The sequence below is a fragment of the Candidatus Brevundimonas phytovorans genome (assembly GCA_029203145.1).
GTDB classification, from domain to species: Bacteria; Pseudomonadota; Alphaproteobacteria; order Caulobacterales; family Caulobacteraceae; genus Brevundimonas; species Brevundimonas phytovorans.
Genome location: CP119309.1, coordinates 792,529 through 819,340 on the forward strand (window position 1 = coordinate 792,529; position 26,812 = coordinate 819,340).

General features: G+C 67.0%; 24 protein-coding genes and 5 tRNA genes. 24 read left to right on the forward strand and 5 right to left on the reverse strand.

The features are described from left to right. Window positions 1-3 precede the first annotated feature (3 nt). The gene (locus tag P0Y52_03755; GenBank protein ID WEK58661.1) at window positions 4-3,300 is read right to left on the reverse strand and encodes an amidohydrolase family protein; all 3,297 of its coding nucleotides are present in this window, start codon (window positions 3,298-3,300) and stop codon (window positions 4-6) included. 172 nt (window positions 3,301-3,472) lie between these two features. Further along, window positions 3,473-3,547 (reverse strand) — tRNA-Thr (locus P0Y52_03760). A 63-nt stretch (window positions 3,548-3,610) separates the two neighbouring features. Here P0Y52_03760 and P0Y52_03765 point away from each other — a divergent pair. The 15 genes from P0Y52_03765 (at window position 3,611) to P0Y52_03835 (ending at window position 12,835) form a co-directional block, all read left to right on the forward strand. Beyond that, entirely contained in the window at window positions 3,611-3,817 is a 207-nt protein-coding gene (locus P0Y52_03765) for a hypothetical protein (protein WEK58662.1), read from the forward strand. Between the two features lie 102 nt (window positions 3,818-3,919). Continuing rightward, the gene (murA, locus tag P0Y52_03770; protein ID WEK58663.1) at window positions 3,920-5,209 is read left to right on the forward strand and encodes a UDP-N-acetylglucosamine 1-carboxyvinyltransferase; all 1,290 of its coding nucleotides are present in this window, start codon (window positions 3,920-3,922) and stop codon (window positions 5,207-5,209) included. Further along, window positions 5,199-5,696 carry a DUF2948 family protein gene (locus P0Y52_03775; protein WEK58664.1) on the forward strand — a complete coding sequence of 166 codons (498 nt, stop codon included), beginning with the start codon at window positions 5,199-5,201 and terminating at the stop codon, window positions 5,694-5,696. Before murA ends, P0Y52_03775 begins: the two co-directional genes overlap by 11 nt. Then, window positions 5,693-6,160 carry a UPF0262 family protein gene (locus P0Y52_03780; GenBank protein WEK58665.1) on the forward strand — a complete coding sequence of 156 codons (468 nt, stop codon included), beginning with the start codon at window positions 5,693-5,695 and terminating at the stop codon, window positions 6,158-6,160. Before P0Y52_03775 ends, P0Y52_03780 begins: the two co-directional genes overlap by 4 nt. A gap of 101 nt (window positions 6,161-6,261) precedes the next feature. Then, on the forward strand, window positions 6,262-6,480 hold the full coding sequence (infA, locus tag P0Y52_03785) for a translation initiation factor IF-1 (protein ID WEK58666.1): 219 nt from the start codon (window positions 6,262-6,264) through the stop codon (window positions 6,478-6,480). Window positions 6,481-6,524: 44 nt separating this feature from the next. Continuing rightward, window positions 6,525-7,088, forward strand: coding sequence for a Maf family protein (locus tag P0Y52_03790; GenBank protein ID WEK58667.1), 564 nt, complete (start codon window positions 6,525-6,527; stop codon window positions 7,086-7,088). A 1-nt stretch (window position 7,089) separates the two neighbouring features. Further along, complete coding sequence (locus tag P0Y52_03795; protein WEK58668.1) at window positions 7,090-8,124, forward strand: ribonuclease E/G; 1,035 nt, start codon at window positions 7,090-7,092, stop codon at window positions 8,122-8,124. Then, window positions 8,124-8,282 (forward strand): DNA gyrase inhibitor YacG, encoded by a 159-nt coding sequence (gene yacG / locus P0Y52_03800; protein WEK59440.1) that lies wholly within the window; start codon window positions 8,124-8,126, stop codon window positions 8,280-8,282. Before P0Y52_03795 ends, yacG begins: the two co-directional genes overlap by 1 nt. 73 nt (window positions 8,283-8,355) lie before the next feature. Then, window positions 8,356-8,431: transfer RNA gene (locus tag P0Y52_03805), tRNA-Phe, on the forward strand. Window positions 8,432-8,873: 442 nt separating this feature from the next. Continuing rightward, window positions 8,874-9,788: a MotA/TolQ/ExbB proton channel family protein gene (locus tag P0Y52_03810; GenBank protein ID WEK58669.1), complete on the forward strand. Its 915-nt coding sequence runs from the start codon at window positions 8,874-8,876 to the stop codon at window positions 9,786-9,788. 5 nt (window positions 9,789-9,793) lie between these two features. Beyond that, window positions 9,794-10,225, forward strand: a complete 432-nt coding sequence (locus P0Y52_03815; protein ID WEK58670.1) for a biopolymer transporter ExbD — start codon at window positions 9,794-9,796, stop codon at window positions 10,223-10,225. 18 nt (window positions 10,226-10,243) lie between these two features. Beyond that, window positions 10,244-10,957 carry an energy transducer TonB gene (locus P0Y52_03820; GenBank protein ID WEK58671.1) on the forward strand — a complete coding sequence of 238 codons (714 nt, stop codon included), beginning with the start codon at window positions 10,244-10,246 and terminating at the stop codon, window positions 10,955-10,957. A gap of 134 nt (window positions 10,958-11,091) precedes the next feature. Then, window positions 11,092-11,841, forward strand: coding sequence for a M48 family metallopeptidase (locus P0Y52_03825; GenBank protein WEK58672.1), 750 nt, complete (start codon window positions 11,092-11,094; stop codon window positions 11,839-11,841). Window positions 11,842-11,923: 82 nt separating this feature from the next. Continuing rightward, window positions 11,924-12,000: transfer RNA gene (locus P0Y52_03830), tRNA-His, on the forward strand. 43 nt (window positions 12,001-12,043) lie between these two features. Further along, window positions 12,044-12,835 (forward strand): methyltransferase domain-containing protein, encoded by a 792-nt coding sequence (locus tag P0Y52_03835; protein ID WEK58673.1) that lies wholly within the window; start codon window positions 12,044-12,046, stop codon window positions 12,833-12,835. Here the strand turns inward: P0Y52_03835 and P0Y52_03840 are convergent. After that, entirely contained in the window at window positions 12,741-14,567 is a 1,827-nt protein-coding gene (locus tag P0Y52_03840; protein WEK58674.1) for a patatin-like phospholipase family protein, read from the reverse strand. The two genes, P0Y52_03835 and P0Y52_03840, sit on opposite strands and share 95 nt — an antisense overlap. A gap of 80 nt (window positions 14,568-14,647) precedes the next feature. Between P0Y52_03840 and P0Y52_03845 the strand changes: the two genes are divergently transcribed. The 6 genes from P0Y52_03845 (at window position 14,648) to metG (ending at window position 23,163) form a co-directional block, all read left to right on the forward strand. Continuing rightward, the gene (locus P0Y52_03845) at window positions 14,648-16,240 is read left to right on the forward strand and encodes a carboxyl transferase domain-containing protein (GenBank protein WEK58675.1); all 1,593 of its coding nucleotides are present in this window, start codon (window positions 14,648-14,650) and stop codon (window positions 16,238-16,240) included. A 78-nt stretch (window positions 16,241-16,318) separates the two neighbouring features. Beyond that, window positions 16,319-17,218 carry an enoyl-CoA hydratase-related protein gene (locus P0Y52_03850; GenBank protein WEK58676.1) on the forward strand — a complete coding sequence of 300 codons (900 nt, stop codon included), beginning with the start codon at window positions 16,319-16,321 and terminating at the stop codon, window positions 17,216-17,218. Between the two features lie 196 nt (window positions 17,219-17,414). Beyond that, the gene (locus tag P0Y52_03855; GenBank protein ID WEK59441.1) at window positions 17,415-19,397 is read left to right on the forward strand and encodes a biotin carboxylase N-terminal domain-containing protein; all 1,983 of its coding nucleotides are present in this window, start codon (window positions 17,415-17,417) and stop codon (window positions 19,395-19,397) included. 172 nt (window positions 19,398-19,569) lie between these two features. Further along, on the forward strand, window positions 19,570-19,968 hold the full coding sequence (locus tag P0Y52_03860; GenBank protein ID WEK58677.1) for a DUF1489 domain-containing protein: 399 nt from the start codon (window positions 19,570-19,572) through the stop codon (window positions 19,966-19,968). A 65-nt stretch (window positions 19,969-20,033) separates the two neighbouring features. After that, window positions 20,034-21,380, forward strand: coding sequence for an MATE family efflux transporter (locus P0Y52_03865; GenBank protein WEK58678.1), 1,347 nt, complete (start codon window positions 20,034-20,036; stop codon window positions 21,378-21,380). Between the two features lie 73 nt (window positions 21,381-21,453). Continuing rightward, a complete protein-coding gene (metG, locus tag P0Y52_03870) occupies window positions 21,454-23,163 on the forward strand; it encodes a methionine--tRNA ligase (GenBank protein WEK58679.1) in 1,710 nt (569 codons plus the stop codon). Between the two features lie 98 nt (window positions 23,164-23,261). Here metG and P0Y52_03875 read toward each other — a convergent pair whose 3' ends face one another. Both P0Y52_03875 and rlmB read right to left on the reverse strand, forming a co-directional pair. Next, window positions 23,262-24,110 (reverse strand): TerC family protein, encoded by an 849-nt coding sequence (locus P0Y52_03875; protein ID WEK58680.1) that lies wholly within the window; start codon window positions 24,108-24,110, stop codon window positions 23,262-23,264. 94 nt (window positions 24,111-24,204) lie between these two features. Continuing rightward, window positions 24,205-25,017, reverse strand: a complete 813-nt coding sequence (gene rlmB, locus P0Y52_03880; protein WEK58681.1) for a 23S rRNA (guanosine(2251)-2'-O)-methyltransferase RlmB — start codon at window positions 25,015-25,017, stop codon at window positions 24,205-24,207. Between the two features lie 210 nt (window positions 25,018-25,227). Here rlmB and P0Y52_03885 point away from each other — a divergent pair. The 3 genes from P0Y52_03885 (at window position 25,228) to tuf (ending at window position 26,732) form a co-directional block, all read left to right on the forward strand. After that, window positions 25,228-25,311, forward strand: a tRNA-Tyr gene (locus P0Y52_03885). A gap of 96 nt (window positions 25,312-25,407) precedes the next feature. Next, window positions 25,408-25,481 (forward strand) — tRNA-Gly (locus P0Y52_03890). Between the two features lie 60 nt (window positions 25,482-25,541). Then, window positions 25,542-26,732: an elongation factor Tu gene (gene tuf / locus P0Y52_03895; GenBank protein WEK58682.1), complete on the forward strand. Its 1,191-nt coding sequence runs from the start codon at window positions 25,542-25,544 to the stop codon at window positions 26,730-26,732. Window positions 26,733-26,812: the final 80 nt, after the last annotated feature.

The window sequence follows — 26,812 nt, forward strand, 5'->3', positions numbered from 1 at the left end:
CGGTCAGTCGTGACCGTGCGCATGACCGTGCGCGTCGGCCTCGGCGGAAGCGGCGCCTGCGCTCCAGGCCTGCCCCTCGGCGCTCTGGTGCCAGAAGGGCTGACGGGGGGCCTGGCCGACCTCGTTCATGTGGTTGTCGAAGATGCGGCCGTTGATCATGGTGTAGCCGATCTTGACCGTGTTCCGCAGGTTCTCCAGCGGGTTGGCGTCCAGCACCACCAGATCCGCCAGCTTGCCGGTTTCCAGCGAGCCGATGTCCTTGTCCATGCCCAGGGCCGTGGCGCCGTTCAGGGTGCCGACGCGCAGGGCTTCGTGCGGGGTCATGCCGCCCTGTTCGAACATCCACAGCTCCCAGTGAGCCCCCAGGCCTTCGCGCTGGCCGTGGGCGCCGATCTGCACCGACACGCCCTCGTCGGCCAGGCGTTTGGCCTCGCGGGCGATGGATATGTGGTTCAACTCATCCGGCTGCACATGGACCGGACGACGGGCGCGGCTGTCCAGGATACGGCGGGGCACATACTGGGTCAGAATCGGATCGTTCCACACGTCCGTCGCCTGATACCAGTAGTTCTCGCCCCAGTTGCCGCCATAGGCCACGATCAGGGTGGGGGTGTAGGCCACCTTGGTCTGACGCCACAGCTGGTGCACGTCGGCATAGAGATGGGCCAGCGGGATCGAGTGCTCGATCGTGGTGTGGCCATCCACCACCATGCTCATGTTGTGCTGATACAGGGACCCGCCCTCGGGCACGACCATCATGCCCAGTTGGCGCGCGGCCTCCAGAATTTGCTGACGCTGGTCGCGGCGGGGCTGGTTGTAGCTCTTGACGCTCCAGGCCCCGATGGCCTGCATCCGGCGCAGGTTGGACAGGGCGTCGTCCAGATCATTGACCTGGGCCGTAAAGGGCGTCGCGGCGCCATACAGAATGGTGCCGGTCGAGAAGATGCGCGGCGCCACGACGCGCCCGGCCTTGGCCAGTTCGCTGTGGGCGAAGATCTCGCTCGAATCATTGGAGGGGTCGTGGATGGTGGTCACGCCGAACGCCAGCGCGGCGTAGTCGACCCAGGACTGCTGCGGGATGATCTCGTCCGAGCCCATGCTGCCGTGCCAGTGGGCGTCCACCAGGCCGGGGATGATGGTCTTGCCGGCCATGTCCATGACGCGGGCGTCGGCGGGAACCGTCACCGAGCCGCGCGGGCCGATGGCCTCGATGCGGTTGCCGTTGATGACGACCACGCCGTCCTCGATGACCTCGTCGCCCTTCATGGTGATCAGGCGGGCGCCGCTCAGGACCACGCGGCCGGTCGGCTTGGCGTAGTCGGCGCTGAAGCCGATCTTGATTCCATGCTCGGCGGGCTTGGGCAGGTCGGCGGGCGCGCCCTCGGCGAAGGCGAAGCTTTCGCTCAGCGGACGTGAGAACAGCTCCGGCCCCATCGACCATTGCAGGCGGCTGGAATCGCCCGACCAGTGCAGCCATTCGCCCGCGTCGCGGGTGACGCGGGTCTGGGGCAGGGCCTTGGTGTCGGCGCCGACCGTGACGGCGCGGCCCGTCGCGACGAAGGGCGTCACATAGGCGTTGAAGCGCTCGGTCCAGGCCACCCAGTGCTCGTCAGGCGAGACCGAGAACTCGGCCGCCCATTCGCTGCTCAGGTGGGTGCGCTCGTCGTGGCCCGACAGGTTGACGGATTTCAGCACGCGCTTGTCGCCGTCGCGCGCCGTCAGGAAGACGCGGTCGTTGCGAGCGCCGAACTGCGGGTTGGAGCCCTCGTCGGTGATCAGGGTCGGCTCGCCGCCGCGCACCGAGGTGCGATAGACGCCCGGCTCGCGGCTCCACAAGGCGGTGCGCAGGAAGCCGTCGCTGGAGGTGCGATAGACCACGGTCTGGCCGTCCGGCGAGAACTGCGGCTCCAGATAGTGGCCCGGATGGGCGCTGATGACGCGGCCCTCGCCGCCGCCGACGGGAATCACCCGCAGCGTGCCCAGGTCCTGATCGTTCCAGGTCGTGTAGACGATGGAGCGGCCGTCGCGGGACCAGGAGGGGTAGAGCTCGAAATGGTCGCTCTGGCGCGTCAGGCGGCGCGGAGCGCCCGCGACGCCGTTTCTCAGGTCGCGAATCCACAGGTTGCCCAGGGCCTCGAACACCACCTTGGAGCCGTCCGGCGAGGTCTGGGCCCAGCGGACCATCTTCACGTCGAACTGGTCAGGCGCGACCTCGACGGGGAAGCGCACGGCCTCCTGCACGCGGCGGGTGTCGGCGACGTGGAAGGGGATTTCGCTGACGGCCTTGGACGCCACGTCGATGCGATGGATCTTGCCGCCCGCCCAGAAGACGATGCCGCGGTTGTCCGGCGTCCAGCTCATCGTCGGATAGACGCCGTGGATGGCCCAGGTTTCCTGCAGGTCGCGGTCCAGGGCGTCGTAGATCGGGGTCTCGCGGCCCGATTCGAGATCCATGACGTAGAGGACGGACTTGTACCGGTCGCGCCGGATGAAGGCCAGGGACTTGCCGTCGGGCGAGGGGGTGGGGCGAATCGAGCCGCCCGGGCCGGTGACGAAGGGCGTGACCTCGCCCGTCTCGCGATCCAGACGCCGGATCACATAGATCTGCGTGTTCGGGTCCTTGGAATATTCGAACTGACCACCCGGCGTGGAGTCGTCGCTGAAGTAGATGTAACGGCCGTCGGGCGAGAAGGCGGGCTCGCCCGTGTCCTTCTGCTGGGTGCGACGCTCGGTCAGCTGCACGCCGCCGCCGCCCGCGCGGTGGTACATCCACATCTCGCCTGCGCCCAGCGAGCGCGACGAGGTGAAGTGCTTGCGGCCGACGATGAACTGGCCGTCCGGCGACCAGTCGGGCTGGGTCAGCAGGCGGAAGGTCTCGTTTGACACCTGCTTGGCGTTCGACCCGTCGCGGTCCATGACCCACAGGTTGTCGCCGCCGCCCCGGTCCGAGGTGAAGGCGATGGAGCGGCCGTCCGGCGAGTATTTGGGTTGCATGTCCCAGGCCACGCCCGAGGCGATGGCGCGCGCCTCGCCGCCGGTGATCGGCATGACGTAGATGTCGCCCAGCAGGTCGAAGACGATTTCGCGGCCGTCAGGGCTGACGTCCAGCGACATCCAGGTGCCTTCGGTGACGTCGATGGTCGCGTCGTGCGACGGACCCGGCGGGTTCTGGACGTCCCACTTGGGCTTGTCCGGCGTCGTGGCGGCGGTCGCCGTCGAATCGCTGGCCGGCGCATTTTGCGCGAACGCCGGGAAGGCCACGGCCAGGGCCGCGACGGTGGTCAACAAACTACGCTTCATGGAAAGCCCCCAAACCCCTCAAACTGAGGTTCAAAGGTCTAGCGGGCGGCGAGCGGTCTTGACCAGACGTCAGGCGCCGAACGCAGCCAAATCACCCGCGTCAGGACATCGCATCTGATTGTCGGAAGATTGGACCAGACCCTTGCAAATCATTGATCTGCAAGGGTCTGGATGGTGCCGCCGGGGGGAATCGAACCCACGACCTCAGCCTTACCAAGGATGCGCTCTACCACTGAGCTACGGCGGCCCTCACTGAGGAAGCGGCCGTATAGCCAACGACTTCGGGGAGGCACAAGCGGAAAATGCATGCTTGATCAAAAACTTTGCACGCGGTCTGCTGCGCCTCATGGATACCCCGCCCAAAGACGCCGTTCCCCTAGCTCCGGTCGTGGAGCAAACCCGCGAACAGAAGGCCAAGGCCGAACGGGCCATTCGCCTGGCCGCCGCCCTGCGCACCAACCTGAAGCGCCGCAAGGCGCCGGCCGCCGCGCCGCGTCCCGTCGCAGAGCGTAACTGAAAGACATCGTCCCCACGCGCACACGGCTCTTTCGCGAGGGCGTAAGGGCTTGCTAGATAAGCGGTTCGCCGGGGCGCAGTGTTTCCGGCCGCGAAAGATTCCATGGACAGCATCGTCATCCACGGCGGCAACCGCCTGAACGGCCAGATCGAGGTCAGCGGCGCCAAGAATTCGGCCATCAAGCTGATGGCGGCTTCGATCCTGACGGATCAGCCCCTGCTGCTGACCAATATGCCGCGTCTGGCCGACACCCGTTTCCTGGGCCAGTTGCTGCAACAGTTCGGCGTCGAGGTGACGGAGCGGAACGGCGCAGACGGGCAGGAGACCCTGTTCCATGCGCCGACCCTGACCTCCACCTTCGCCCCCTATGATCTGGTTCGCCAGATGCGGGCCTCGTTCAACGTCCTGGGGCCGCTGCTGGCCCGCTCGGGCGAGGCCAAGGTCTCGCTGCCCGGCGGCTGCACCATCGGCGCCCGCCCGGTCGACCTTCACCTGATGGCCCTGACCGCCATGGGCGCCGAGATCGAGCTGGAGGAGGGCTACGTCTCGGCCCGCGCGCCCAAGGGGCTGCAAGGGGCGGAGATCGAGTTTCCCTTCGTCTCGGTCGGCGCGACCGAGCACGCCCTGCTGGCCGCCGTCCTGGCCAAGGGAACCACGGTGCTGAAGCGCGTTGCGCGGGAGCCTGAGATCGGCGATTTGGCCCGCTGCCTGATCGCCATGGGCGCCAGGATCGAGGGTCTGGACACCGATGTCCTGACCATCACCGGCGTGTCGTCGCTGAACGGCGCGACCTGGTCGGTGATTCCCGACCGGATCGAGATGGGCAGCTATGCCCTGGCCGCCGCCATGGCCGGGGGCGAGGTGCGCCTGACCAAGGGCCGCGCCGACCTGATCACCGCCCTGACCGACAAGATGGTCGAAGCCGGCGTCGAGGTTGAAGCCACCGCCGACGGCGTCATCGTGCGCCGCGACCCGACTCAGCGGCTGAAGGCCGTCAACATCACGACCGAGATCTATCCGGGCTTCGCCACCGACCTGCAGGCCCAGTTCATGGCTCTGATGACGACGGCCGAAGGCACGAGCGTCATCCACGAGAACATCTTCGAGAACCGCTTCATGCACGCGCCGGAACTGGCCCGCCTGGGCGCGGACATCTCGGTGCACGCGGGCGAGGCCCATGTGCGCGGCGTCGAGAAGCTGCACGGCGCCCCCGTCATGGCCACCGATCTGCGCGCCTCGATCAGCCTGGTCATGGCCGGTCTGGTCGCCGAGGGCGAAACCACGGTCGGTCGTGTGTATCATCTGGATCGCGGCTTCGAGCGGATGGAAGAAAAGCTGGGAGCCTGCGGCGCCGATGTCCGGCGCGTGAAAGGCGAGGCGGATGAGCACTGAGGTCGAGTCGATCTCTGACAACGACGCGGCGGCCGAGGCCTTGGCCCCCGTAGAGCCTCTGCGTCTGCTGGCCGAGGATGCGGTGGACCTGCAGATCATCTCGGCTGCGCTTCAGGACGCCATCCTGCGCCCGGTCGACATTCGCTGGGAAAAGGAGGCGCGGCGCCTGACCATCATCCTGTCGCGCTTCTGCTGGGAATGCGGCGGCACGCGCGTCATGTCCGCCATGCAGTTCGGCGACGTCGAGGCGGTCAAGAGCCGCCGCCTGCCGCGCCTGCCCGAATCGGCGCTGGAACTGCTGGCCCTGGACTTCGAGCCGACCGAGGCCCCCGGCGGCCGGGTCATCCTCATGTTCGCCGGGGGCGGCGACCTGCGGATCGACGTGGAATGTCTGGACGCTGTTCTGACCGACCTGTCGGACCGCTGGCCCGCCCGCATGGCCCCCACCCATCTGGACGAGACCCCTTCCGACGAGGCCAAGCCATGAGCGGTCCGCACACCCTGTCCTCCATCGAGATTGACGCCGGAACGCTTCCGGCGGCGACGGCCGAGATCGAACATCAGCGCCGCGTCGCCATCTTTGATCTGGTCGAGCAGAACAGCTTCGCGCCCGAGGGCGCTGAGGGCGGCCCCTACACTTTGCGCCTGTCGTCACAGGACAACCGCCTGGCCTTCGACATCGCCGGACCGGATTTCGCCCGCACCCACGTCCTGTCGCTGTCGCCGATGAAGACGGTGATCCGCGACTACGCCCTGATCTGCGAAAGCTATTACGAGGCCCTGCGTGGCTCCTCGCCCAGTCAGATCGAGTCGGTCGATATGGGCCGTCGTGGCCTGCACAACGAGGGCGCTGAACTGCTTAAAGGTCGCCTTGAGGGCAAGGTCGAGATCGACAAGGAAACCGCTCGCCGGCTGTTCACGCTGGTTTGCGCTGTCTATCGACGCGGCTGAACTCGACTATTTCGGCGTTTTGGTGCATTAGGCGCCTCCTTCACGGCTCGCGTTCACACCCGACGCGAGCCTTAAGCTGTTTTTCGGGTGAGAGAGACCGCATGGCCAAGGAAGAGCTTCTCGAGTTCCCCGGCACCGTCAGCGAACTGCTGCCGAACGCCACCTTCCGCGTGACGCTGGAAAACGACCACGAGATCATCGCCCACACCGCCGGCAAGATGCGCAAGAACCGCATCCGCGTCCTGGCGGGCGACAAGGTGCTGGTTGAAATGACGCCCTACGACCTGACCAAGGGCCGCATCACCTATCGCTTCAAGTAAGGACGCGCGTGTCGCGTCCTGACCTTTCGGCTCCGAGGCTGATTTTGGCCTCGTCGAGCCCGCGCCGCATTGAGCTGCTGGCGCAGATCGGGGTGGTTCCCGATCATGTTGATCCCGCCGACATCGACGAGACCCCGCTGAAGGGCGAGACCCCGGCGCGTCTGGCCGAGCGCCTGGCGCGCGGCAAGGCCGAGGTCGTGGCGGCGCGTTCGCCCGACGCCATCGTCCTGGCTGCCGACACGGTCGTCGCCCTGGGCCGCCGCCTGCTGGAAAAGCCGGCGGACGAGGCCGAGGCCAAACGCTTCCTCGAACTGCTGTCGGGCCGCAATCACCGCGTCTTCACCGGCGTCGTCGTGATCGCCGACGGCGAGGCGACCTGCCGCGTCGTCGACACTCGCGTCTCGTTCAAGACCCTGTCGCCCGAAGAGATCGCTATCTACGTCGCCTCGGGCGAGTGGCGCGGCAAGGCGGGCGGATACGGCATCCAGGGCGCGGCCGCCGCTTTCGTGCGTCGGATTGTCGGCAGCCATCCGGCGGTCATGGGTCTGCCCCTCTATGAGGCGGCCAATCTGCTTCGGGGCGCCGGCTGGCGGCCCAGGACCGCCTGACATGGCCGATATCGAGGTCTTCCTCGATCAGACGCCGGGCGAGACCCGCGGCGTCATCGCCCGCGACGGCCTCTTCACCCATCTGATTATCCAGCGTGACAGCGACCGGCCGAGCGATCGGCTGGGCGCGCGTTGCGTCGGGCGTGTCGCGCGGCTCGAACCGGGGCTGCGCGGCGCCTTCGTCGATCTGGGCGGGGGCGAGCCTTTCGGCTTCCTGCCGCTGGGGCAGAATGACAGGCCGGGGGAGGGGGCCAAGATCGAGGTCGAGGTCACGGCTGAACCGCGCGAGCGCAAGGGGCCGGTGTTGCGCCGTCTGGGCGAGGCGTCGGGCGAGCCGCGCCTGCTGGCGCCGGGACCGGATGTGGCGGCGATTCTGGCCGTACTTGCGCCGGGCGTCCCGCCTCAGACGGGCGCAGCCGCCATTCGAGCCTCCCTGGAGGCCGAGGAGGATGGGTTGTCGGCCTCTATCGTCGATCCCGCCAGCGGTCTGGACCTGATGATCCAGCGCACCCGCGCCCTGATCGCCGTCGATATCGATCACGCGCCCGCGCCGGGCCGCGATTCCCGCAAGGGTCGAGAGGCGGCGAACCGCGCCGGGTTGTCGCACGCGGCGCGCCTGCTGACCCTGAAGGGATGGGGCGGACTGGTGGTGATCGACCTGATCGGCGTCGGCCTGCACGGCGACACGCTGATGAAGGGCGTGCGCGCCGCCTTCTCGGCTGAACCCCAGGCCGCGTTCGGTCCCTTGAGCCGGTTCGGCCTGATGCAGGTCTCCCTGCCTTGGCGACGGACGCCGCTGGACGAGCGGCTGCTGGAGGCCGGCGGCCGCCCCACGCTTGAGACCCGCGCCCTGGATATGGTGCGTCAGCTGCGCCTGGCCCTGCTGTCCGATTCCGCCACCCCGCGCCTGATCGTGCGCGGCGCGCCGGACGTCGTCGCTCGCGCCGCGCCATTCATCGAGGCGCTGGGGCCGAGAGCCGGGGGCCAGGCCGACGCGTCGATGGCTGTCGGCGCACTTAGAATAGAAGAGGCCTGATAATGTCGCTCTGTCCCATCTGCCGGCGTCAGAAGCCGGACCCGGCCTACAAGCCCTTCTGCTCGAAGCGGTGCGCCGACGTTGACCTGCAGCGCTGGTTCACCGGCGGCTACGCCGTTCCGACGGACGAAGCAGCGGAAGATGAAAAAGATCGCTGAATTGAGTGAATTGGCGTCTGGACAGCCCCGCCGGCCTCGCCTATAGACCCGCCTCTCGCGACGACGTCGCGGCGCCTGGATAGCTCAGCTGGTAGAGCAGCGGATTGAAAATCCGCGTGTCGGTGGTTCGAACCCGCCTCCAGGCACCACTTCCTCTTAAAACTCAGCTTCTTCGCCGACCGGGGAAAGTTGCGCCGTAAAATGGCCTAAATTCCGCCTTGGGAATTGCATTCCCGTAACATGGCGTGATGCGACGTTTTCGTGTCGCCTTCATTACAAAAACCGCAAATATTTTGCCGAACTTCCCGATTGCCGCCGGTGCGAAGGGGAAAAGAAACTTTGCGCACTTGACGCTAAGATAGGCGTTCGCCAAAGGGTCTTAACCGCATTCCTGCTTGCAGGTCGGGGCTACCGGGATATTGTGTCCAGGACCTTGGCGGCGACGGTTGTTTTCGAACGATCGTGGCAGGAGGGTGGTCCACTCGTCGGGCTCGATCCGGACGGTGGCGAAATTTCATTATAGGGACGGCCGACTGACGCGGTCCGTGTCTTGGGTTCCACGTGTCAGACCAAAGCAGGAACTGGCGAACAATGCTCGATAGCAAGAAGACGAATATCCTCCTCGCAATGGCCGGCGCTGCCGTCCTGATGGCGAGCTCGCCGGTTCTGGCGCAAGACGCCGCAACCCCGGCCGCTGCCCCGGCAGCCGCTGCCTCGACCGCCGCTCCGGCTGCCGATGCTGCTGCTCCCGCCGCAGACGCCGCTCCCGCTGCTGACCCCTCGACGGTTGCTGACTCGGTCAGCGGCGGTCATGGCGGCGGCGGCATCACCCCGGTCTCCATGTTCCTGGAAGCCACGGCCGTCGTTAAGGTCGTCATGATCGGCCTGCTGCTGGCCTCGGTCTTCTCGTGGACCCTGCTGCTGATCAAGCTGCTCGAGTTCGGCGCCCTGAACAAAGCCACCGACCGCTTCCTGGAAGCCTTCCGCGGCGCTCGCACCATCGCTGACATGCGTCGCGTTTCGACCTCGGAAGAGTTTGACGGCAACCCGCTGGCCGACATGGCCGCTGCCGCCACCGAAGAAATCGAACTGTCGCGTCAAGCAGGTCTGCAAGTGACCGGCGATCACCGCGACTCGGCTCTGCTGCGTGCGCAAACCGCCGTCGCCGCCGTGCAATCGGGTCTGCCCAAGCGCCTTTCGGGCGGCCAGCAGTTCCTGGCTTCGGTCGGTTCGACCGGTCCGTTCGTCGGTCTGTTCGGCACCGTTTACGGCATCATGAACTCCTTCATCGGCATCGCCGAGTCCAACACGACCAACCTGGCCGTCGTTGCTCCGGGTATTGCTGAAGCCCTGCTGGCTACCGGTATCGGCCTGTTCGCCGCTATCCCGGCCGTTATCTTCTACAACTACTTCAACACGCGCATCTCGAACTACGGCACGCGCTCGGACGGCTTCAACGCTGAACTGATCAACGCCATCTCGCGTCAGCTCGACAAGGGAGCGTAAGACGGATGGCCGCCAAACTTTCCGGTTCCGGCGGCGGCAAGTACACCGTCGAGGCGAATGCCGAGATCAATGTCACACCCTTCGTGGACATCATGCTCGTTCTCCTCATCATCTTCATGGTGGCGGCTCCGCTCGCCACCGTGTCGGTGCCGGTGAAACTGCCTCGCGCCGTTGCGCCTCCGGGTAAGAATCCGCCGACGCCGGTCTTCATCTCCATCCAGAACGATGGCGACGTGTGGATCGGCGACCTCAAGTCTTCTCCTGGTTCTCTGGGCGATGACCTGCGGGTGCAGATCGGGCGCAGGAACCCTTCGGAAGAGCGTATTTTCATTCGTGCAGACCAACAGACCCGGTACGGCGACTTCATGCAGGTCATGAACGCCCTCCAGGACAATGGTTTCTACAGCGTCGCCCTGGTTGGCGAAGACAACTCGTAAGGGGGCGGGGCGCATAGCATGACAGCTGAACCTCACGTCCACCGCGATCCGATCCTGGATCCGCCGAAGAAGAAGAAGAAGCTTTCGACCGGCGCCATCGTGGGCATCACCATGTCGGTGATCGTTCACGGCCTGGCGGGCCTGTACTTGTATCACAACAAGTTCGTGCTGAAGGAAATGACCTACGAGGACGAGGCCGTCGACGTCGAGCTGATGGAGGTTCCGCCTCCGCCGCCTCCGCCGCCGCCGCCGCCGCCGCCCCCGCCGGACACCCCTCCGCCGCCGAAGCTTCAGGTGCGTGAACCGCAGATCAACACCCAGGCGCCTCCGCCTCCGGTGACTGTGGCCATCGAACCGACGAAGAAGGAAGACCGTCAGGAATACACGGGCCCGCCCCAGATCATTCCTGGGCCTCCGCCTCCGCCGGCTCCTATCGCTCCGCCGAAACCTTCGGTCATCACCAACCCGAGCTGGTCTCGCCAGGTCCAACCCGAGTTCCCGGAACGCGCCCAATCGCGCGGTATCGAAACCGGTTCGGCCAAGGTGAACTGCGCCGTTGCGCCTAACGGCAGTCTGTCGGACTGCCGCGTGGTGGACGAAGATCCGGCCGGCGCCGGCTTCGGCCAAGCGGTTCTTCGGGCGGCCCGTTCGGGTCGTCTGGCGCCGCGGACTGTTGACGGCGCCGCCGTCGGCGCCCGCGTCGAGTTCACGACCCGCTTCCGTCTGGACTAAAGATCTCTCACGAGATCAAGTTGAACGCCCCGGAGGAAACTCCGGGGCGTTTTTCTTTGGGCCAGGCCCTGAGCCAAGGGTGGCGCTTCGGTTGAAGCCTGCGCATTCTGGTGCGCGAAACCGGAGGAAACGCCGTGAAGAAACCCGCCGCCATTATCGCCGCCGCAACGGCCCTGTGCCTCGGCGTGGGCGCCTGCGCCTATAATGAGAGCCTGGGCCGCAATCAGTTTCTGATCGTGGATGACAGCGCCCTGATTCAGCAGTCGAACGCCGCCTGGGCCGAGACGCTGAAGTCGCAAAAGGTCTCGACCAACGCCGCCCAGAATGAGCGCGTGCGCCGCGTCGGCGGCCGCGTGGTTCAGGCGGCGGGGCTGGCCGGGCGGACCTGGGATTACGCCGTCTTCGATGACGCCAGCCCCAACGCCTTTGTCCTGCCGTCGGGCCAGATCGGCGTGACCACGGGCCTGCTGAAGCTGGTGCAGAATGACGATCAACTGGCCACGGTGCTCGGCCACGAGGTCGGCCACGTCGTCGCCCGCCACGCCGCTGAACGCTATTCGACCCAGTCGACCACGGGTCTGGTGCTGGGGGCGGTTCAGGGCCGGGCAGGGGACTATTCTCAGGCCGTGGGCGCCATCGGCGGACTGGGCGCGCAACTGGGACTGCTGCTGCCCTTCTCGCGCAATCATGAGCTGGAGGCCGACCGTCTCGGCGTCGATTACGTCGTCGCTGCCGGCTACAAGCCCTCGGAATCCATCGCGCTTTGGCGGTTGATGGCGCAGCAGCGTCAGTCGGGCACCCCCGAATTCGCCTCGACCCACCCGTCGGATCAGACCCGGATCACCGCCTTGCAGCAGTATATCGCCAGCCGCGGCTGGAACTGACGGGGGATAAAGTGAATTTCCTTCAAATGCGTATTGCTGACCGGGGCGAGGCCCGCTAGAGAACCGGCCTCGCGTTGATCGCGCCGCCTTAGCTCAGTTGGTTAGAGCGCCGGTTTGTGGAACCGGAGGTCCTCAGTTCAAGCCTGAGAGGCGGTACCATCACCCCAGCGAATCGCTTTTGGCGATCTGGAGTGGTGACGACATGAGCGACGCTTCCCCCTTGTGGGATCCCTGCCAGTACAATCGGTTTGAAGCCCAGCGCGACCGCGCCGCGCTCGATCTTCTGGTGCGTCTGCCCGAGGATTTCGCCCCCGCAGAGATCTGGGACCTGGGCTGTGGAACCGGTCAGCACGCGGCCCTGCTGAAGCGCCGTCATCCGCACGCCGCCGTGCATGGCCTGGACGCCAGCGCAGCCATGCTGTATCAGGCCCGCGCCCTGTCCACCGATGTCGACTGGTCGCTCGGAGACATCGCAACCTGGACGCCGGAGCGCCCCGCCGACCTGATTCTGGCCAACGCCTCGTTGCAATGGCTGCCCGACCATGCGGCCCTGTTCGCGCATCTGGCCGGGGCTCTGGCGCCCGGCGGTCTGCTGGCGGTGCAGATGCCGATGGCGTGGGAGACGCGCCACCATACGATCATGCGCGAGACGGCGGCCCAGGGGCCTTGGGCCTCGGTCCTGAGCGGCGTGGGCACGATCGCGCCCCTCCTGCCGGCCGAGGCCTATTACGAAGCCCTGGCCCCGCTTTGCGACGACATCGACCTCTGGTCCACGACCTATCTGCACGTGCTGGCGGGCGACAACGCGGTGCTGGAATGGATGAAGGGCACGGCGCTGCGGCCCTATCTGACGGCGCTGGCGGGCGACCCGGCCTTGCGCGACGCCTTCCTGATCGCCCTCAGCGCGCCATTGTCGGCGGCGTTTCCGAGACGTCAGGACGGGGCGACTCTTCTACCATTTCCTCGTCTGTTTCTCGTGGCGCAAAGGCGCTGACGCGGTGGCGGTGCAGGTGCTCGACCGGGCATGTCAGCGTCGTCAGCGCAGCCTGGGCGGCGGCATAGCCTGACGCCACGGCGGGCTCGTAGGCCTTCCAGTCACGAATATCGACGCCCTCCGGCCGGGGCAGGATCAGCAGGTCGGTGTCGGCCCGCGCCTGCTTCAGTTCGGCCTCGGTCGTCAGGGTGGCCGCGCGCATCAGAATCGACACGATGGGCGGACCCTTCTTCCACGCCCCTGAGGCGATCCAGCGCCACCAGGACGGCGGGTCTTCCAGCGCCTTGGCATCGACGCCGCGGGTCTGGGACACGTCCACGCCGACCACGGGTCCATAGGTCAGCCGCCGCATGACCTCGCTGGGGAAGTTGCGCAGCACCGCGCCGTCCACCAGCACCTGACCATTCATCACCACGGGCGGCATGACGCCGGGAATGGAGATGGAGGCGCGCAGGGCGTGACGCAGCATGCCCTCGCGATGCACCTCGACCTTGCCCGAGGTCAGATTGGTCGAGACGGCGAAGAAGGGCAGGGGCATGTCTTCGATGGCCACGTCGCCATAGGCGTCCTGCATCAGGCGCTGGACCTTGCGGGCGTGGGTCATGGCGATGATGGGGAAGGCGATGTCCGACAGGGGGTCGGAAACGACGAAGGCCTTGCGGATGCGCTCGTCCAGTTCCTCGTCCGACCAGCCCAGGCCAGGCCCCGCGGCGATGACGGCCCCCATGGACGAACCGCCGATGAAGTCGATCGGCATTCCGGCTTCGCGCAGGGCTCTCAGCGCCCCGATGTGGGCATAGGCCCTGGCCCCGCCGCCGGACAGCACCACCCCGACCGCCGAACCGGTGACGACGCGGGCGATCCGCGCGGTGTCGTCGAACAGGCCCTCGACCGCGTGGAACCAGCGACCGGGCTTGAAGGCCTCCAGCCAGGCGCGGGTCCGGGTCGGGCGTCCCATATGGGCGGGGCGCAGCAGGATCAGATCGGTCAGCGGATGGGCTTCGTCCTCGACCTGCGGCGGAGGGAAGGGCGGATGCGGCGCCCGGTCGGCGTCGCCCACCACGAAGACCCGGTCTACCTGACGGGCGCACAGCGAAGCCCAGCCGGGCTCGTCGGATTCGGCGATGTAGAGAACATAGTCGTGGGCGTCCTCGACGCCCGAGAACCATTCGGCGGCGGACGACAGGGCCGTGTGGTCGATGATGCGGCAGGTGAAGCCCTGGGCCTCGACCGCGCGGGCGACGCGCTCGACGAAGCTGCGAATCGGCTGGGCGCGGGCGGAGATGAAGCCGAAGACGCTGGCGTCTGCGCCGGTCGAGTTGCGGTCGCGGGCGCGGGTCAGCATGACCTGACCCAGTTCCGCCATCAGCGACGGCTCGGCGCGGGCGGCCTCGAAGAAGGCGTCGCGGGGCAGGGCGACCACGTCGCTGTCGCGCAGGGCCACGACATTGGCCATGTGGGTCGTGCCCGCCAGCATGGCCATCTCGCCGACCGGATCGCCGGGCTTGATGACGCCGACGAACTGAGGCCCGCGCCCGTTGTCCTCGCGAAACACGCCCAGTCGCCCGGCGCGCAGCAGATAGAGGGTGTCGGCGGGATCACCCGCCGAGAACAGCCGCTCGCCCCGCGTCAGGGCGAACCAGCTGGCGCGGGTGTTCCTGGTGCCCTCGAAGACGCGCGCGAGGGCGGCCTCCAGCGTGTCGGGCGGCGTGTCGTGACGTTCAGCAGCCATGCGGCATGGTTTAGGCCGGAATCTGTGCGACAGGAAAGCGGACGCTTCCCCCGGACGCGGAAGCCTCCTAAACCTTGGGCATGCCCAAGCTGATTTCCGCCGTCGATCGCAACAGTCCTGCTTTCAAAACGCTGGATGCGCACAATCGCGCCCTGCGGGACGCGCTTTATGAAAAGGTGGCCAAGGCCGCGCGCGGCGGGTCCGACGCCAGCCGTGACCGCCATGTGGCGCGGGGCAAGCTCTTGCCGCGCGACCGAGTTGAGCGCCTGCTGGACCCCGGCTCGCCCTTCCTCGAAGTCGGCCAGTTGGCCGCCAACGGGATGTATCGGGATGAAGCCCCCGGCGCGGGCATGATCTGCGGCGTCGGCCGGGTCTCGGGCCGCGAGGTCATGATCGTCGCCAACGACCCCACGGTGAAGGGCGGCGCCTACTTCCCCATGACGGTGAAGAAGCACCTGCGGGCGCAGGAAATCGCCGAGCAGAACAATCTGCCCTGCGTCTATCTGGTCGATTCGGGCGGGGCCAACCTGCCGCACCAGGCCGAGGTCTTCCCCGACCGCGACCACTTCGGTCGCATCTTCTTCAACCAGGCGCGGATGTCGGCCAAGTCGATCCCGCAGATCGCCTGCGTCATGGGCTCGTGCACGGCGGGGGGCGCCTATGTGCCCGCCATGTCCGACGAGACGGTGATCGTGCGCAACCAGGGCACCATCTTCCTGGCCGGTCCGCCGCTGGTGAAGGCCGCCACCGGCGAGGTCATCTCGGCCGAGGAACTGGGCGGCGCCGAAACCCACGGTCGCAAGTCCGGCGTGGTCGACCATGTGGCCGAGAACGATGAACACGCGCTGGAGATCGTCCGCTCCATCGTCGCCAACCTGAACACGGTCAAGGATGTGCCGCTGGACGTGCGCGAGCCGCGCGCCCCGGCCCTGGACCCGCAAGAGCTTTACGGCATCATCCCCGACGACGTGCGCGCCCCCTATGATGTGCGCGAGGTCATCGCCCGCATCGTCGACGGCTCGGACTTCGACGAGTTCAAGGCCCTGTACGGCACGACCCTGGTCTGCGGCTTCGCCCGTATCTGGGGCTATCCGGTCGCCATCCTGGCCAACAACGGCGTCCTGTTCTCGGAGAGCGCCCAGAAGGGCGCGCACTTCATCGAACTGGCCTGCAAGCGCAAGATCCCGCTGCTCTTCTTGCAGAACATCTCGGGCTTCATGGTCGGCGGCAAGTATGAGGCCGAGGGCATCGCCAAGCACGGCGCCAAGCTGGTGACAGCGGTCGCCTCGGCCGAGGTGCCCAAGTTCACCGTCCTGATCGGCGGCAGCTTCGGCGCCGGCAACTACGGCATGTGCGGCCGGGCCTATTCGCCGCGCTTCCTCTTCACCTGGCCCAACAGCCGCATTTCGGTGATGGGCGGCGAGCAGGCGGCCTCGGTCCTGGCCACGGTTCACCGCGACGCTGACACTTGGAGCGCCGACGAAGCCGAGGCCTTCAAGGCCCCGATCCGTCAGAAGTACGAGGATGAGGGCAACCCCTACTACGCCACCGCCCGCCTGTGGGACGACGGCGTCATCGACCCGGTCCAGACCCGCGACGTCCTCGGCCTGGCCATCAGCGCCAGCCTCAACGCCCCCATCCCCGAGACGCGCTTCGGCGTGTTCCGGATGTAAGCGGCGAAAGCTCAACTTTGATCCGCAGCAAGGACCAAAGCCCTGCTGCCGCGTTTCACTTCGGCGAAGGAGCCGACCATGACCGACCAACCCACCGAAGCCGACCTGAACGCCCTGGACGTCACCGACGCCGAGGCCGCCGAGATCAACGCCATCGCCCATCCCTTCGTCGCCGATCCGGCGCCGGACGCCGACAATGATCTGGTGCAGATCGACGCCCTGCCGTCGGGCGTGGTCTTCATCACCATCAACCGGCCGCAGAAGAAGAACGCCTTCGACGCCGCCACCATTGCGGCCCTGTTCGAGGCCTTCGAGACCCTGCAGGGCGCCGACCGGGTGCGGGTGGTCTTCATCCGCGGCGCGGGCGGGACCTTCAGCGCCGGCGCCGACCTGAACTGGATGGCCGACGCCGCCGGCTGGTCCGAGAGCGACAACCGCGACGACGCCATGGGTCTGGCGAAAATGCTCAAGGCCCTGCACGACGTGCCGGCGCTGACGGTGGCTCTGGTCGAGGGCTCGGCCATGGGCGGCGGGGCGGGCATCGTCGCCGCCTGCGACATGGCCGTGGCGGTCGAGGGTGCGCGCTTCGCCTTCTCCGAGGTCAAGCTGGGCCTCATCCCCGCGACCATCGCCCCCTATGTCATCGAAGCCGTCGGCGCCCGTCGCGCCCGCCAGCTGTTCCTGACCGCCAACACCTTTGACGCTGACTATGCGGCCCACGCGGGCCTGATCGACATGGTCCTGCCGGAAGGCTCGATGGACGAGTTCATCTCCATGCTGACCGACAGCCTGACCACCTGCGCGCCCGGCGCCATGGGCGAGGCCAAGCGTCTGGTGAACGACCTGGCGGGCGAGGCCATCGACAACCGTCTGCTGGAAGAGACCGCCAAGCGCATCGCTCGCGCCCGCGTCTCGGAAGAAGGCCAGGAGGGCGTCCGCGCCTTCCTCGCCAAGCGCGCGCCGAGCTGGGCGCAGTAAGACTACTTTCCTCCCCACGCGTGGGGAGGGGGACCACGAAGTGGTGGAGGGGGCGACGCTAACGTCAGCCGTGGAGTCGCCCCCTCCGTCACGTCGCCTTCGGCGCCGCGCCACCTCCCCATTCGCTTTGCGAACAGGGAGGAGCAAGATGGGGCAGACCGCCGGTTATCTCGCAGAGGCAGAGTTCAAGACCGCCATGTTCAAGTCCGTCCTGGTCGCCAATCGCGGCGAGATCGCCTGCCGCGTCTTCCGCACCGCCCGCCGCATGGGCCTGCGCACCATCGCCGTCTATTCCGAGGCTGACGCCGCCGCCCTGCATGTGCGCGAGGCGGACGAGGCGGTGCTGATCGGCCCGGCGGCGGCGCGCGAATCCTATCTGGATGCGGCCAAGGTGCTGGCGGCGGCCAAGGCGACCGGGGCGGAGGCCATCCACCCCGGCTACGGCTTCCTGTCCGAGAACGCCGACTTCGCCGAGGCGGTCACGGCGGCGGGCATCGTGTGGATCGGTCCGCAGCCGTCCTCGATCCGCGCCATGGGCCTGAAGGACGCGGCCAAGAAGCTGATGATCGAGGCGGGCGTGCCCGTCACCCCCGGCTATCAGGGCGAGGACCAGTCGCTCGAAACCCTGACGGCCGAGGCGGCGCGCATCGGTTATCCCGTCCTGATCAAGGCGGTCGCCGGCGGCGGCGGCAAGGGCATGAAGAAGGTCGACCGGGCTGAAGACTTCGCCGATGGTCTGGCTTCGGCCCAACGCGAGGGCCAGTCCTCCTTCGGCGATCCGCGCGTCCTGATCGAGAGCTACATCACCCGTCCGCGCCACATCGAGGTGCAGGTCTTTGGCGACAGCCACGGCAATGTCGTCCACCTGCACGAGCGCGACTGCTCGCTGCAACGCCGCCACCAGAAGGTGATCGAAGAGGCCCCGGCGCCGGGCATGGACGGCCCAACGCGGGCAGCGGTGACCGAGGCTGCGGTACGGGCGGCGAAAGCCGTGAACTATCAGGGCGCGGGCACCATCGAGTTCATCGCCGACGCCTCCGACGGGCTGAAGGCCGACCGCATCTGGTTCATGGAGATGAACACACGCCTGCAGGTCGAACACCCGGTGACGGAATCCATTACCGGCGTCGATCTGGTCGAATGGCAACTGCGTGTCGCGGCGGGGGAACCCATTCCGCTGGCGCAGGCCGATATCCCGATGAAGGGCTGGGCCATGGAGGCCCGCCTCTACGCTGAGGACCCCGCCCACGGCTTCCTGCCCTCCATCGGCAAACTGGATCACTTCGTCCTGCCTGACGATATTCGCGTCGATACCGGCGTGGAGCAGGGCGGCGAGGTCAGCCAGTTCTACGATCCCATGATCGCCAAGCTGATCGTCCACGAGGCCACCCGCGAAGCCGCCGCCGCCCGCTTGGCCGACGCCTGCCGCGAAGTCGAGGTCTGGCCCGTCCGCACCAACGCCGGCTTCCTGGCCCGCTGCCTCGACCACCCGCGCTTCGTCGAGGGCGACGTGGACACGGGCTTCATTGGGGCGGAGGAGGCGTTGCTGATCGCTGCGAAGCCTTCTTCGCTAAGTATCGCGGCTGCACTTGCCGCAGTCGGAATCCGCGCTGACGAAGCCGTCTTCGATTACACTGCAGCTCCGCCTTGGAACGACGGCCTGTTCGCGTTCCGTATGAACGCCTCAGCCAAGACTGGGGTTACGCTCTATCACGACGGCGAGCGTGTGCAGGGTGAGTTGCTCGGCGTTCACGGTGGCGCGGCGCGTCATTCCACCTTTGATCTTCGCACCGACGATGGAACTTTCCAGGCGCTGGGCTCGCCTGCTTTTGTCTTCATCAACGGTGAACAGGTCGCGATGGCTGAAACGGGCGACGGCCGCGTCGTGGTCTTTGAGGAAGGCGATGTATTCGAGTTCCTTCCTCGTCTGACAGCTGCTGCTGGCGGCTCCACCTCCGACGGCGGCCTGCGCGCCCCCATGCCCGGCAAGATCGTCGCCGCCCCCGCCAAGGCCGGGGACGCCGTCACCAAGGGTCAGCCCATCGTCGTTCTCGAAGCCATGAAGATGGAGCACGCCCTGACCGCGCCCTTCGACGGCGTCGTGGCCGAGTTCAACGTCGCCGTCGGCGATCAGGTGGTGGACGGCGCGGTTCTGGCCGTGGTGAAAGCCGTCGACTAACCCTGCTGTCATCCCGGACGGCCGTCAGGCCGATCCGGGACCCAGACCTTGGCTTCAAACTCGAACAGGGCTGGATCAGAGCCGACGCCTGGGTCCCGGGTTCCGCTGCGCGGCCCCGGGATGACGGAAGAGGTGGTTTCGCCGATCCGGCCAAGAGACTATCTGCACGCCCATGCCCCTTCACATGATCAAACTCTGCGTCGGCGTGTCCGAGGTCGAGACGCTGGAAGCGAACGCCGCCCGTTCCGATTGGCGCATCGTCCACACCCGCATGACGCCCAAGCGCGCTGCCGAGATCGAGGACGGCGGCTCGCTCTACTGGGTGATGAAGGGTTCCGTGACCTGCCGTCAGCGCATCCTCGACATCACGACCGTCGGCGAGGGCAAGGACAGCCGCTGCGAGATCAAGCTGGACAGCCAGGTCATCCGCACCGCGCCTCTCGCCCGGCGACCTTTCCAGGGTTGGCGCTATTTCGAGCCCAAGGACGCGCCGCCGGACCTGTCCGTGGCCGAGGCGACGGACCTGCCCGACGACCTGGCGCGAGAGCTGCGCGAACTGGGCGCTTGGTGACCCTTTCGTGGCTTTAGGCCGCAAGTGTTGACCTTTGCTCGCCGTCGTGGCCTGTCCCGGCTCCCATGACCAACGCCCTGTTCAGCTTCAAGACCCGCGAAACCCTGTCCGAGCTGCTGAAGCTGGCCTGGCCGGTCGTGCTGGCGCGTCTGGGCATCATGACCATGGGCCTGACCGACGCCATCGTCGTCGGCCACTACGCCAGCCGCGAGCTGGCCTTCCACTCTCTGGCCTGGGCGCCGTCGTCGGTCGTGCTGACCACGGCGGTCGGCCTGATGATGGGGGTCCAGGTCATGACCGCCCGCCTGCTGGGCGAGGGCCGCAAGGACGAGGTCGGCGCGGTGCTGCGTCGCGGAACCGTCTATGCGCTTCAGATCGGCGTCGTCTCCATGATCGCCCTGATCCTGTTGGGGCCGCTGGGCCTGAAGCACATGGGTCTGGAAGACGGGCTGGGTGAGGGCGCCTCGCCCGTGCTGATCATCTTCGCCTTGTCCATGCCCGCCTATCTGATCTCGGTCGCCGCGCAATTCTTCCTTGAGGGCCTGCATCGGCCCAAGGCCGGCATGGTCGCCATGTGGGTGGCCAATGCGGTCAACCTGGGTCTGAACCTGCTGCTGGTGCCGGACATTCTGGGCCTCGGTCTGCACGGCGCCCAGGCCTCGGCCTGGGCCACCTTCGGCGCGCGCACGGCGCTGGCCGTCTTCCTCGTCATCTTCATCCTGCGCCTGCCCGAGGCCAAGGCCTGGGGCCTGTTCAACAAGCCCAAGCGCGACAAGGCCGTCGAGCGCGAACAGGTCAAGGTCGGCGTCGGCGCCGGGTCGTCCAACTTCATCGAGGTCGGGGCCTTCGCCGCCATGACCGTCTTCGCCGGTCAGCTGGGCGCCGCCGAGACCGCCAGCTGGGCGGTCGTCATCAACGTCTCCGCCATCGTCTTCATGGTGCCCATGGGCCTGTCGTCCGCGACCGCCGTCCTGGTGGGCCGCAGCTACGGCGGCGGCGATCGGGCCGGGGTCATGCGCGGGGGCCTTGCCGGCATCGGCGTGGTGACGGTGCTCGCCTTCATCATCGCCATCGGCCTGTGGCTGACCGCGCCCCTGGTGGTCGGCGCCTATACGACCGACCCGGCCATCCTGGCCATCGCGGCCCCGGCCCTGGTGCTGGCGACGCTGTTCTTCGTCGCCGACGCCCAGCAGGTCGTCGCGGCCCAGGCCAACCGCGCGGCGGGCGACGTGGTCTGGCCGACGCTGATGCACATCTTCTCCTACGGCGTCATCATGATCCCGCTGGGCTGGTGGCTGGCGCACCGGATCGGCGTGGATGGTCTGGTCTGGTCGGTCATCGTGGCCAGCCTGATCTCGGGCGCGCTGCTGACCGGGCGCTTCGTGCGGATCGCCAGGCGGCTGCCGGCCTGAGGCATGACGGCGGGGTGACGCGGGCGTAACGGCCCTCTATATCCGTCTGCTTCCTCCCGCAGACTGGACGACCATGGCCCGCATCCTCATCACCTCGGCGCTGCCCTACATCAACGGCATCAAGCACCTTGGGAATCTGGCCGGGTCCATGTTGCCCGCCGACGTCTGGGCGCGGTTCATGCGCGGGCGCGGCCACGATGTCCTCTATGTCTGCGCCACCGACGAGCACGGCACCCCGGCCGAGTTGGCCGCCGCCGCCGCCGGTCAGGACGTCCGCACCTATTGCGACGAGCAGCATCAGGTTCAGCGCCGCGCCGCCGACGCCTTCAGCCTGTCGTTCGACATCTTTGGTCGCAGCTCCAACGCCCCGAACACCCGCCTGACCCAGCACTTCGCCAAGGTGCTGGAAGAGCGCGGCCTGATCGAGGAGCGCGTCGACCGGATGATCTACTCGATCGACGACGCCCGCTTCCTGCCCGACCGCTATGTCGAGGGCACCTGTCCGCACTGCGCCTATGAAAAGGCGCGCGGCGACCAGTGCGACAATTGCGGCCGCCTGCTGGACCCGATGGATCTGATCAATCCCTATTCCTCGGTCTCGGGCAGCCGCAATCTGGAGGTCCGCGACACCCGCCACCTCTACCTCCTGCAGACCAAGGTGGCCGACGACGTCCGCGCCTGGGTCGACGCCCGCTCGGAAGGCTGGCAGCCGCTGGCCCGCTCCATCGCCTACAAGCATCTGGACGAGGGCCTGATCGATCGCGGCATCACCCGCGACCTGAAATGGGGCGTGCCGGTCGTCGGTCCCGACGGCGGCCCGCGTCCGGGCATGGAGGGCAAGGTCTTCTACGTCTGGTTCGACGCCCCCATCGAATATATCGGCGCGACCGAGGAATGGGCGGAAGCGACGGGCGGAAACTGGCGCTCGTGGTGGCGTCTGGACGAGGGCGCGGACGACGTCCGCTACGTCCAGTTCATGGGCAAGGACAATGTGGCCTTCCACACCGTCAGCTTCCCCGCCACCATCCTGGGCTCGGGCGAACCGTGGAAGACGGTCGATCAGCTGAAGGCCTTCAACTGGCTGAATTGGTACGGCGGCAAGTTCTCGACCAGCATGGGCCGCGGCGTCTTCATGGATCAGGCGCTGGAGCTGCTGCCTGCCGACTACTGGCGCTGGCACCTGACGGCCTATGGCCCGGAGCATTCCGACGCGGCCTTCACCTGGGAGCAGTTCCAGTCGGCGACGAACAAGGACCTGGCCGACGTCCTGGGCAACTTCGTCAACCGCATCGTCAAGTTCACGGAATCCAAGTTCGACGGCGTCGTGCCCGAGGGCGGCGAGGCCGGTCCGCTGGAGGTCAAGCTGGCCGCCGACATCAAGGCCGGTCTGGAAACCCTGACCGCCGAGTTCGAGGCCATGGAGTTCCGCAAGGCGGCTCAGGCCGCGCGCGCTCTCTGGGTGCTGGGCAACGAGTATCTGCAGGAATCCGCCCCCTGGACGGCGCTGAAGACCGACCGCGAGCGCGCCGCCGTGGTCGTCCGCACCGGCCTGTCGCTGGTCGCCCTGTTCGCCCGCATCACCGTGCCCATCATGCCCGGCAGCGCCGAGCGCATCGGCGCCACCGTCGGCGCGACGGACCTGTCGTGGCCGCAGGCTGACGCCGATCTGCTGACCCTGGTGCCCGCCGGTCAGACGGTGGCCGCGCCCGCCGTCCTGTTCGCCAAGATCGAAGACGCCCAGGTCGCCGAATGGACCGAACGCTTCGGCGGCGCCGAGGGGTAGGTCCCCACCGCCGTCATCCTCGGGCTTGACCCGAGGATCCAGCGCCATGACGTCCAAAAGAAAAGGCCCGGATCGCTCCGGGCCTTTTTGCTGTCTGGCTAGTCGGCGGGCGCGGCCTCGACGGGCGGCGTCGTTCGCTGTTCCCGCGCGCCGGGCAGGCCGGCGGGGGTGGCGTCCTTGCTGCCCACGCTGGCGTGTTTCATGTGCTTGGCCTGTTCCTCGGGGCTGATGGTGAGGAAGCTCGGCGGCACCGAGGCGTTGAACTCATCCGCGTGGCCGGTGCGCACGATGACTGAGCGCCCGCCGTCCCAGACCATGTGCAGGGCGACATAGAGGACGATGGCCAGGCCGATATAGGCGATCCAGCGATAGCGGTTCAGCAGCTTGGCGATGAAGCTGGCGGCCAGACCCATCAGGGCGATCGATAGAATCAGGCCGAAGACCATGATCCAGGGGTGGTCGTGGCTGGCGCCGGCGACCGCCAGCACATTGTCCAGGCTCATGGTCAGGTCGGCGATCATGATCTGGATCAGGGCCGCGCCGAAGGTCTTGCGCTTCAGGCCCAGTTCCTCAGGGGATGGCCCGCCGCCGTGTTCGATGGCCAGGGCGCGCTCGATCTCGGCCTCGGCTTCGGCCTGATCGTGGGTCGCCTGTTCGCGCAGCTCGCGCCACATCTTCCAGCACACCCACAGCAGCAGGAAACCGCCGGCCAGCAGCAGACCGACAATAGCCAGAAGCTGGACGGTGATCAGGGCCAGGCCGATGCGCATGACGACGGCGGCGGCCAGACCGACCAGAATGGCCTTGCGGCGCTGTTCCTGGGGCAGGGCGGCGGCGGCCAGGCCTACGGCCACGGCGTTGTCGCCGGCCAGGACCAGGTCGATCATCAGGACCTTGCCGAGGGCGGTGGCCTGACTGAGGAGGTGGGGGTCTGAGAGGAATTCCATCCCGGTTTCTTAGGCCCCGGGGAAAGCTGCGCCAAGACGTCGCAGCGGCAAAGTCACACTCCCGCCGACCCTCGGCCGGCGGGAGTGGCGAGGGTCAGCCGGCGCTCTGGGCGCGGGCGACTTCATACAGGGCGATGGCCGCTGCGTTCGACACGTTCAGGCTTTCGAAGCCGCCGGGCATGGGGATCTTGGCCATGACGTCGCAATGCTCGGCGACCAGACGGCGCACGCCGTCGCCTTCGGACCCCATGACCAGAACGGTCGGGCGCGAATCCAGCGCCTGTTCCAGCGTCAGCTCGGCCGAACCATCCAGACCGACGGCGCGCCAGCCCAGATCGGCCAGCTTTTCCAGGGCGCGACTCAGATTCGTCACGCGGGCGCAGGGCAGGCGCTCGGTCGCGCCGGCCGCCGCCTTGGCCAGGGCGCCGGCCAGGGCGGGCGAATGCCGGTCCTGAACGACGATTCCCTTGGCGCCGAAGGCCAGGGCCGAGCGGAAGATGGCCCCGACGTTCTGGGTGTCGGTCAACTGGTCCAGCAGGACGATGACGCCCTGCGGGTCTTCGGCGATGTCTTCCAGCGAGACGCCTTCCAGCGGCTGAACCTTGAAGACCATGCCCTGGTGGACGGCGCCGGCGGGCAGCATCCGGGCCAGGGCGGTCGAATCAATCACCTCGATTCGGTGGCCATTCGCCAGATTTTCCCGTTCGATTTCAGCGGCTCGGTCCTCTGTGACCATCAAACGGCCCATTCCGCGGCGGGCCGGATTGGCCAAGGCGGCCAAAACGGGATGGCGGCCCCAGACAAAATTATCCGATTCCGCCTTGCCGCGCGGGCCCTTGGGGGCTGAATCGCCCCCGGAACGGCCTGTTGGGACAGGCGACCAACCTTTCTCGGGCCGACTTTCCACGCGTTTGTGGAAAGACTGCTTTTTACCGGGTTTCCGGTCGTTGCGTTCTGAAAATGACGACACTATAAGACGGCCTCCGATTTGGGCCCTAGGGCTTCGGGTCAGGCGCTTCCTCTATTACAGGCGTCGCCGGACACGAAGGCTTTCGCGACAAAAATGATCGAAAGATCGTAGAGTTGCGTATCCAGACCGGTTTTGAAAATGCGCGCTGGGGGAATGTCCCGAGTGGCAAAGGGGGGGGACTGTAAATCCCCTGCGAAAGCTTCGAAGGTTCGAGTCCTTCTTCCCCCACCACGCGCATTTTTCGAGGCCGAGAGGACGGGAACCCAGAAAAGGAATCGGGTGCGGAAACGCCGGCCTCTCACGGGGTTGGGGCAACGCATTCTTCGCGCGGGTATAGCACAATGGTAGTGCAGCAGCCTTCCAAGCTGAGGATGTCGGTTCGATCCCGTCTACCCGCTCCAGATTTTTGAACTGAGCAGAAGCGCCCCTCCGCTTTGGACCCGGGCCACAGGAGTTTGGCCATGGCCAAGGAAAAGTTCGAACGCACCAAGCCGCACTGCAACATCGGCACGATTGGTCACGTTGACCACGGCAAGACGACGTTGACGGCTGCGATCACGATGACGCTGGCGAAGGCCGGTGGCGCGAAGGCGATGAACTACGCCGACATCGACGCCGCCCCGGAAGAAAAAGCCCGCGGCATCACGATCAACACGGCTCACGTCGAGTATGAGACGGCCAACCGTCACTACGCGCACGTCGACTGCCCCGGCCACGCCGACTACGTGAAGAACATGATCACGGGCGCGGCTCAGATGGACGGCGCGATCCTGGTGGTTTCGGCCGCTGACGGTCCGATGCCGCAGACGCGCGAGCACATCCTGCTGGCCCGTCAGGTCGGCGTGCCGGCCCTGGTGGTCTTCATGAACAAGGTCGACCTGGTCGACGACGCCGAGCTGCTCGAGCTGGTGGAAATGGAAGTGCGCGAGCTGCTCTCGTCCTACCAGTTCCCGGGCGACGACATCCCGGTGACGATGGGTTCGGCCAAGGCCGCGACCGACGGCGTGAACCCGGAAATCGGCGAGCAGCAAGTGCTGAAGCTGATGGAAACGGTCGACGCCTACATCCCGCAGCCGGAACGTCCGGTTGACCTGCCCTTCCTGATGCCGGTCGAAGACGTCTTCTCGATCTCGGGCCGCGGCACCGTGGTCACGGGTCGCGTTGAAAAGGGCATCGTCAAGGTCGGCGAAGAAGTCGAAATCGTCGGCATCCGTCCGGTTCAGAAGACGACCTGCACGGGCGTCGAAATGTTCCGCAAGCTGCTGGACCAGGGTCAAGCCGGCGACAACGTGGGCGTGCTGCTGCGCGGCACCAAGCGTGAAGACGTCGAGCGCGGCCAGGTGCTGTGCAAGCCGGGTTCGATCACCCCGCACACCAAGTTCATGGCCGAAGCCTACATCCTGACGAAGGAAGAAGGCGGCCGTCACACGCCGTTCTTCACGAACTATCGCCCGCAGTTCTACTTCCGCACGACGGACGTGACCGGCATCGTTCACCTGAAGGAAGGCGTCGAGATGATCATGCCCGGCGACAACGCCGAGCTGAGCGTCGAACTGATCACCCCGATCGCCATGGATCAGGGCCTGCGCTTCGCCATCCGTGAAGGCGGCCGCACCGTCGGCGCCGGCGTCGTCGCCAAGATCATCGCCTAAGCGATCGATCCGGGTCTTCGGACCCGAACAGTAAGCGTACCGGCCTCACGCAGCCCGCAAGGGCGGTAGGCCAAGCGTAA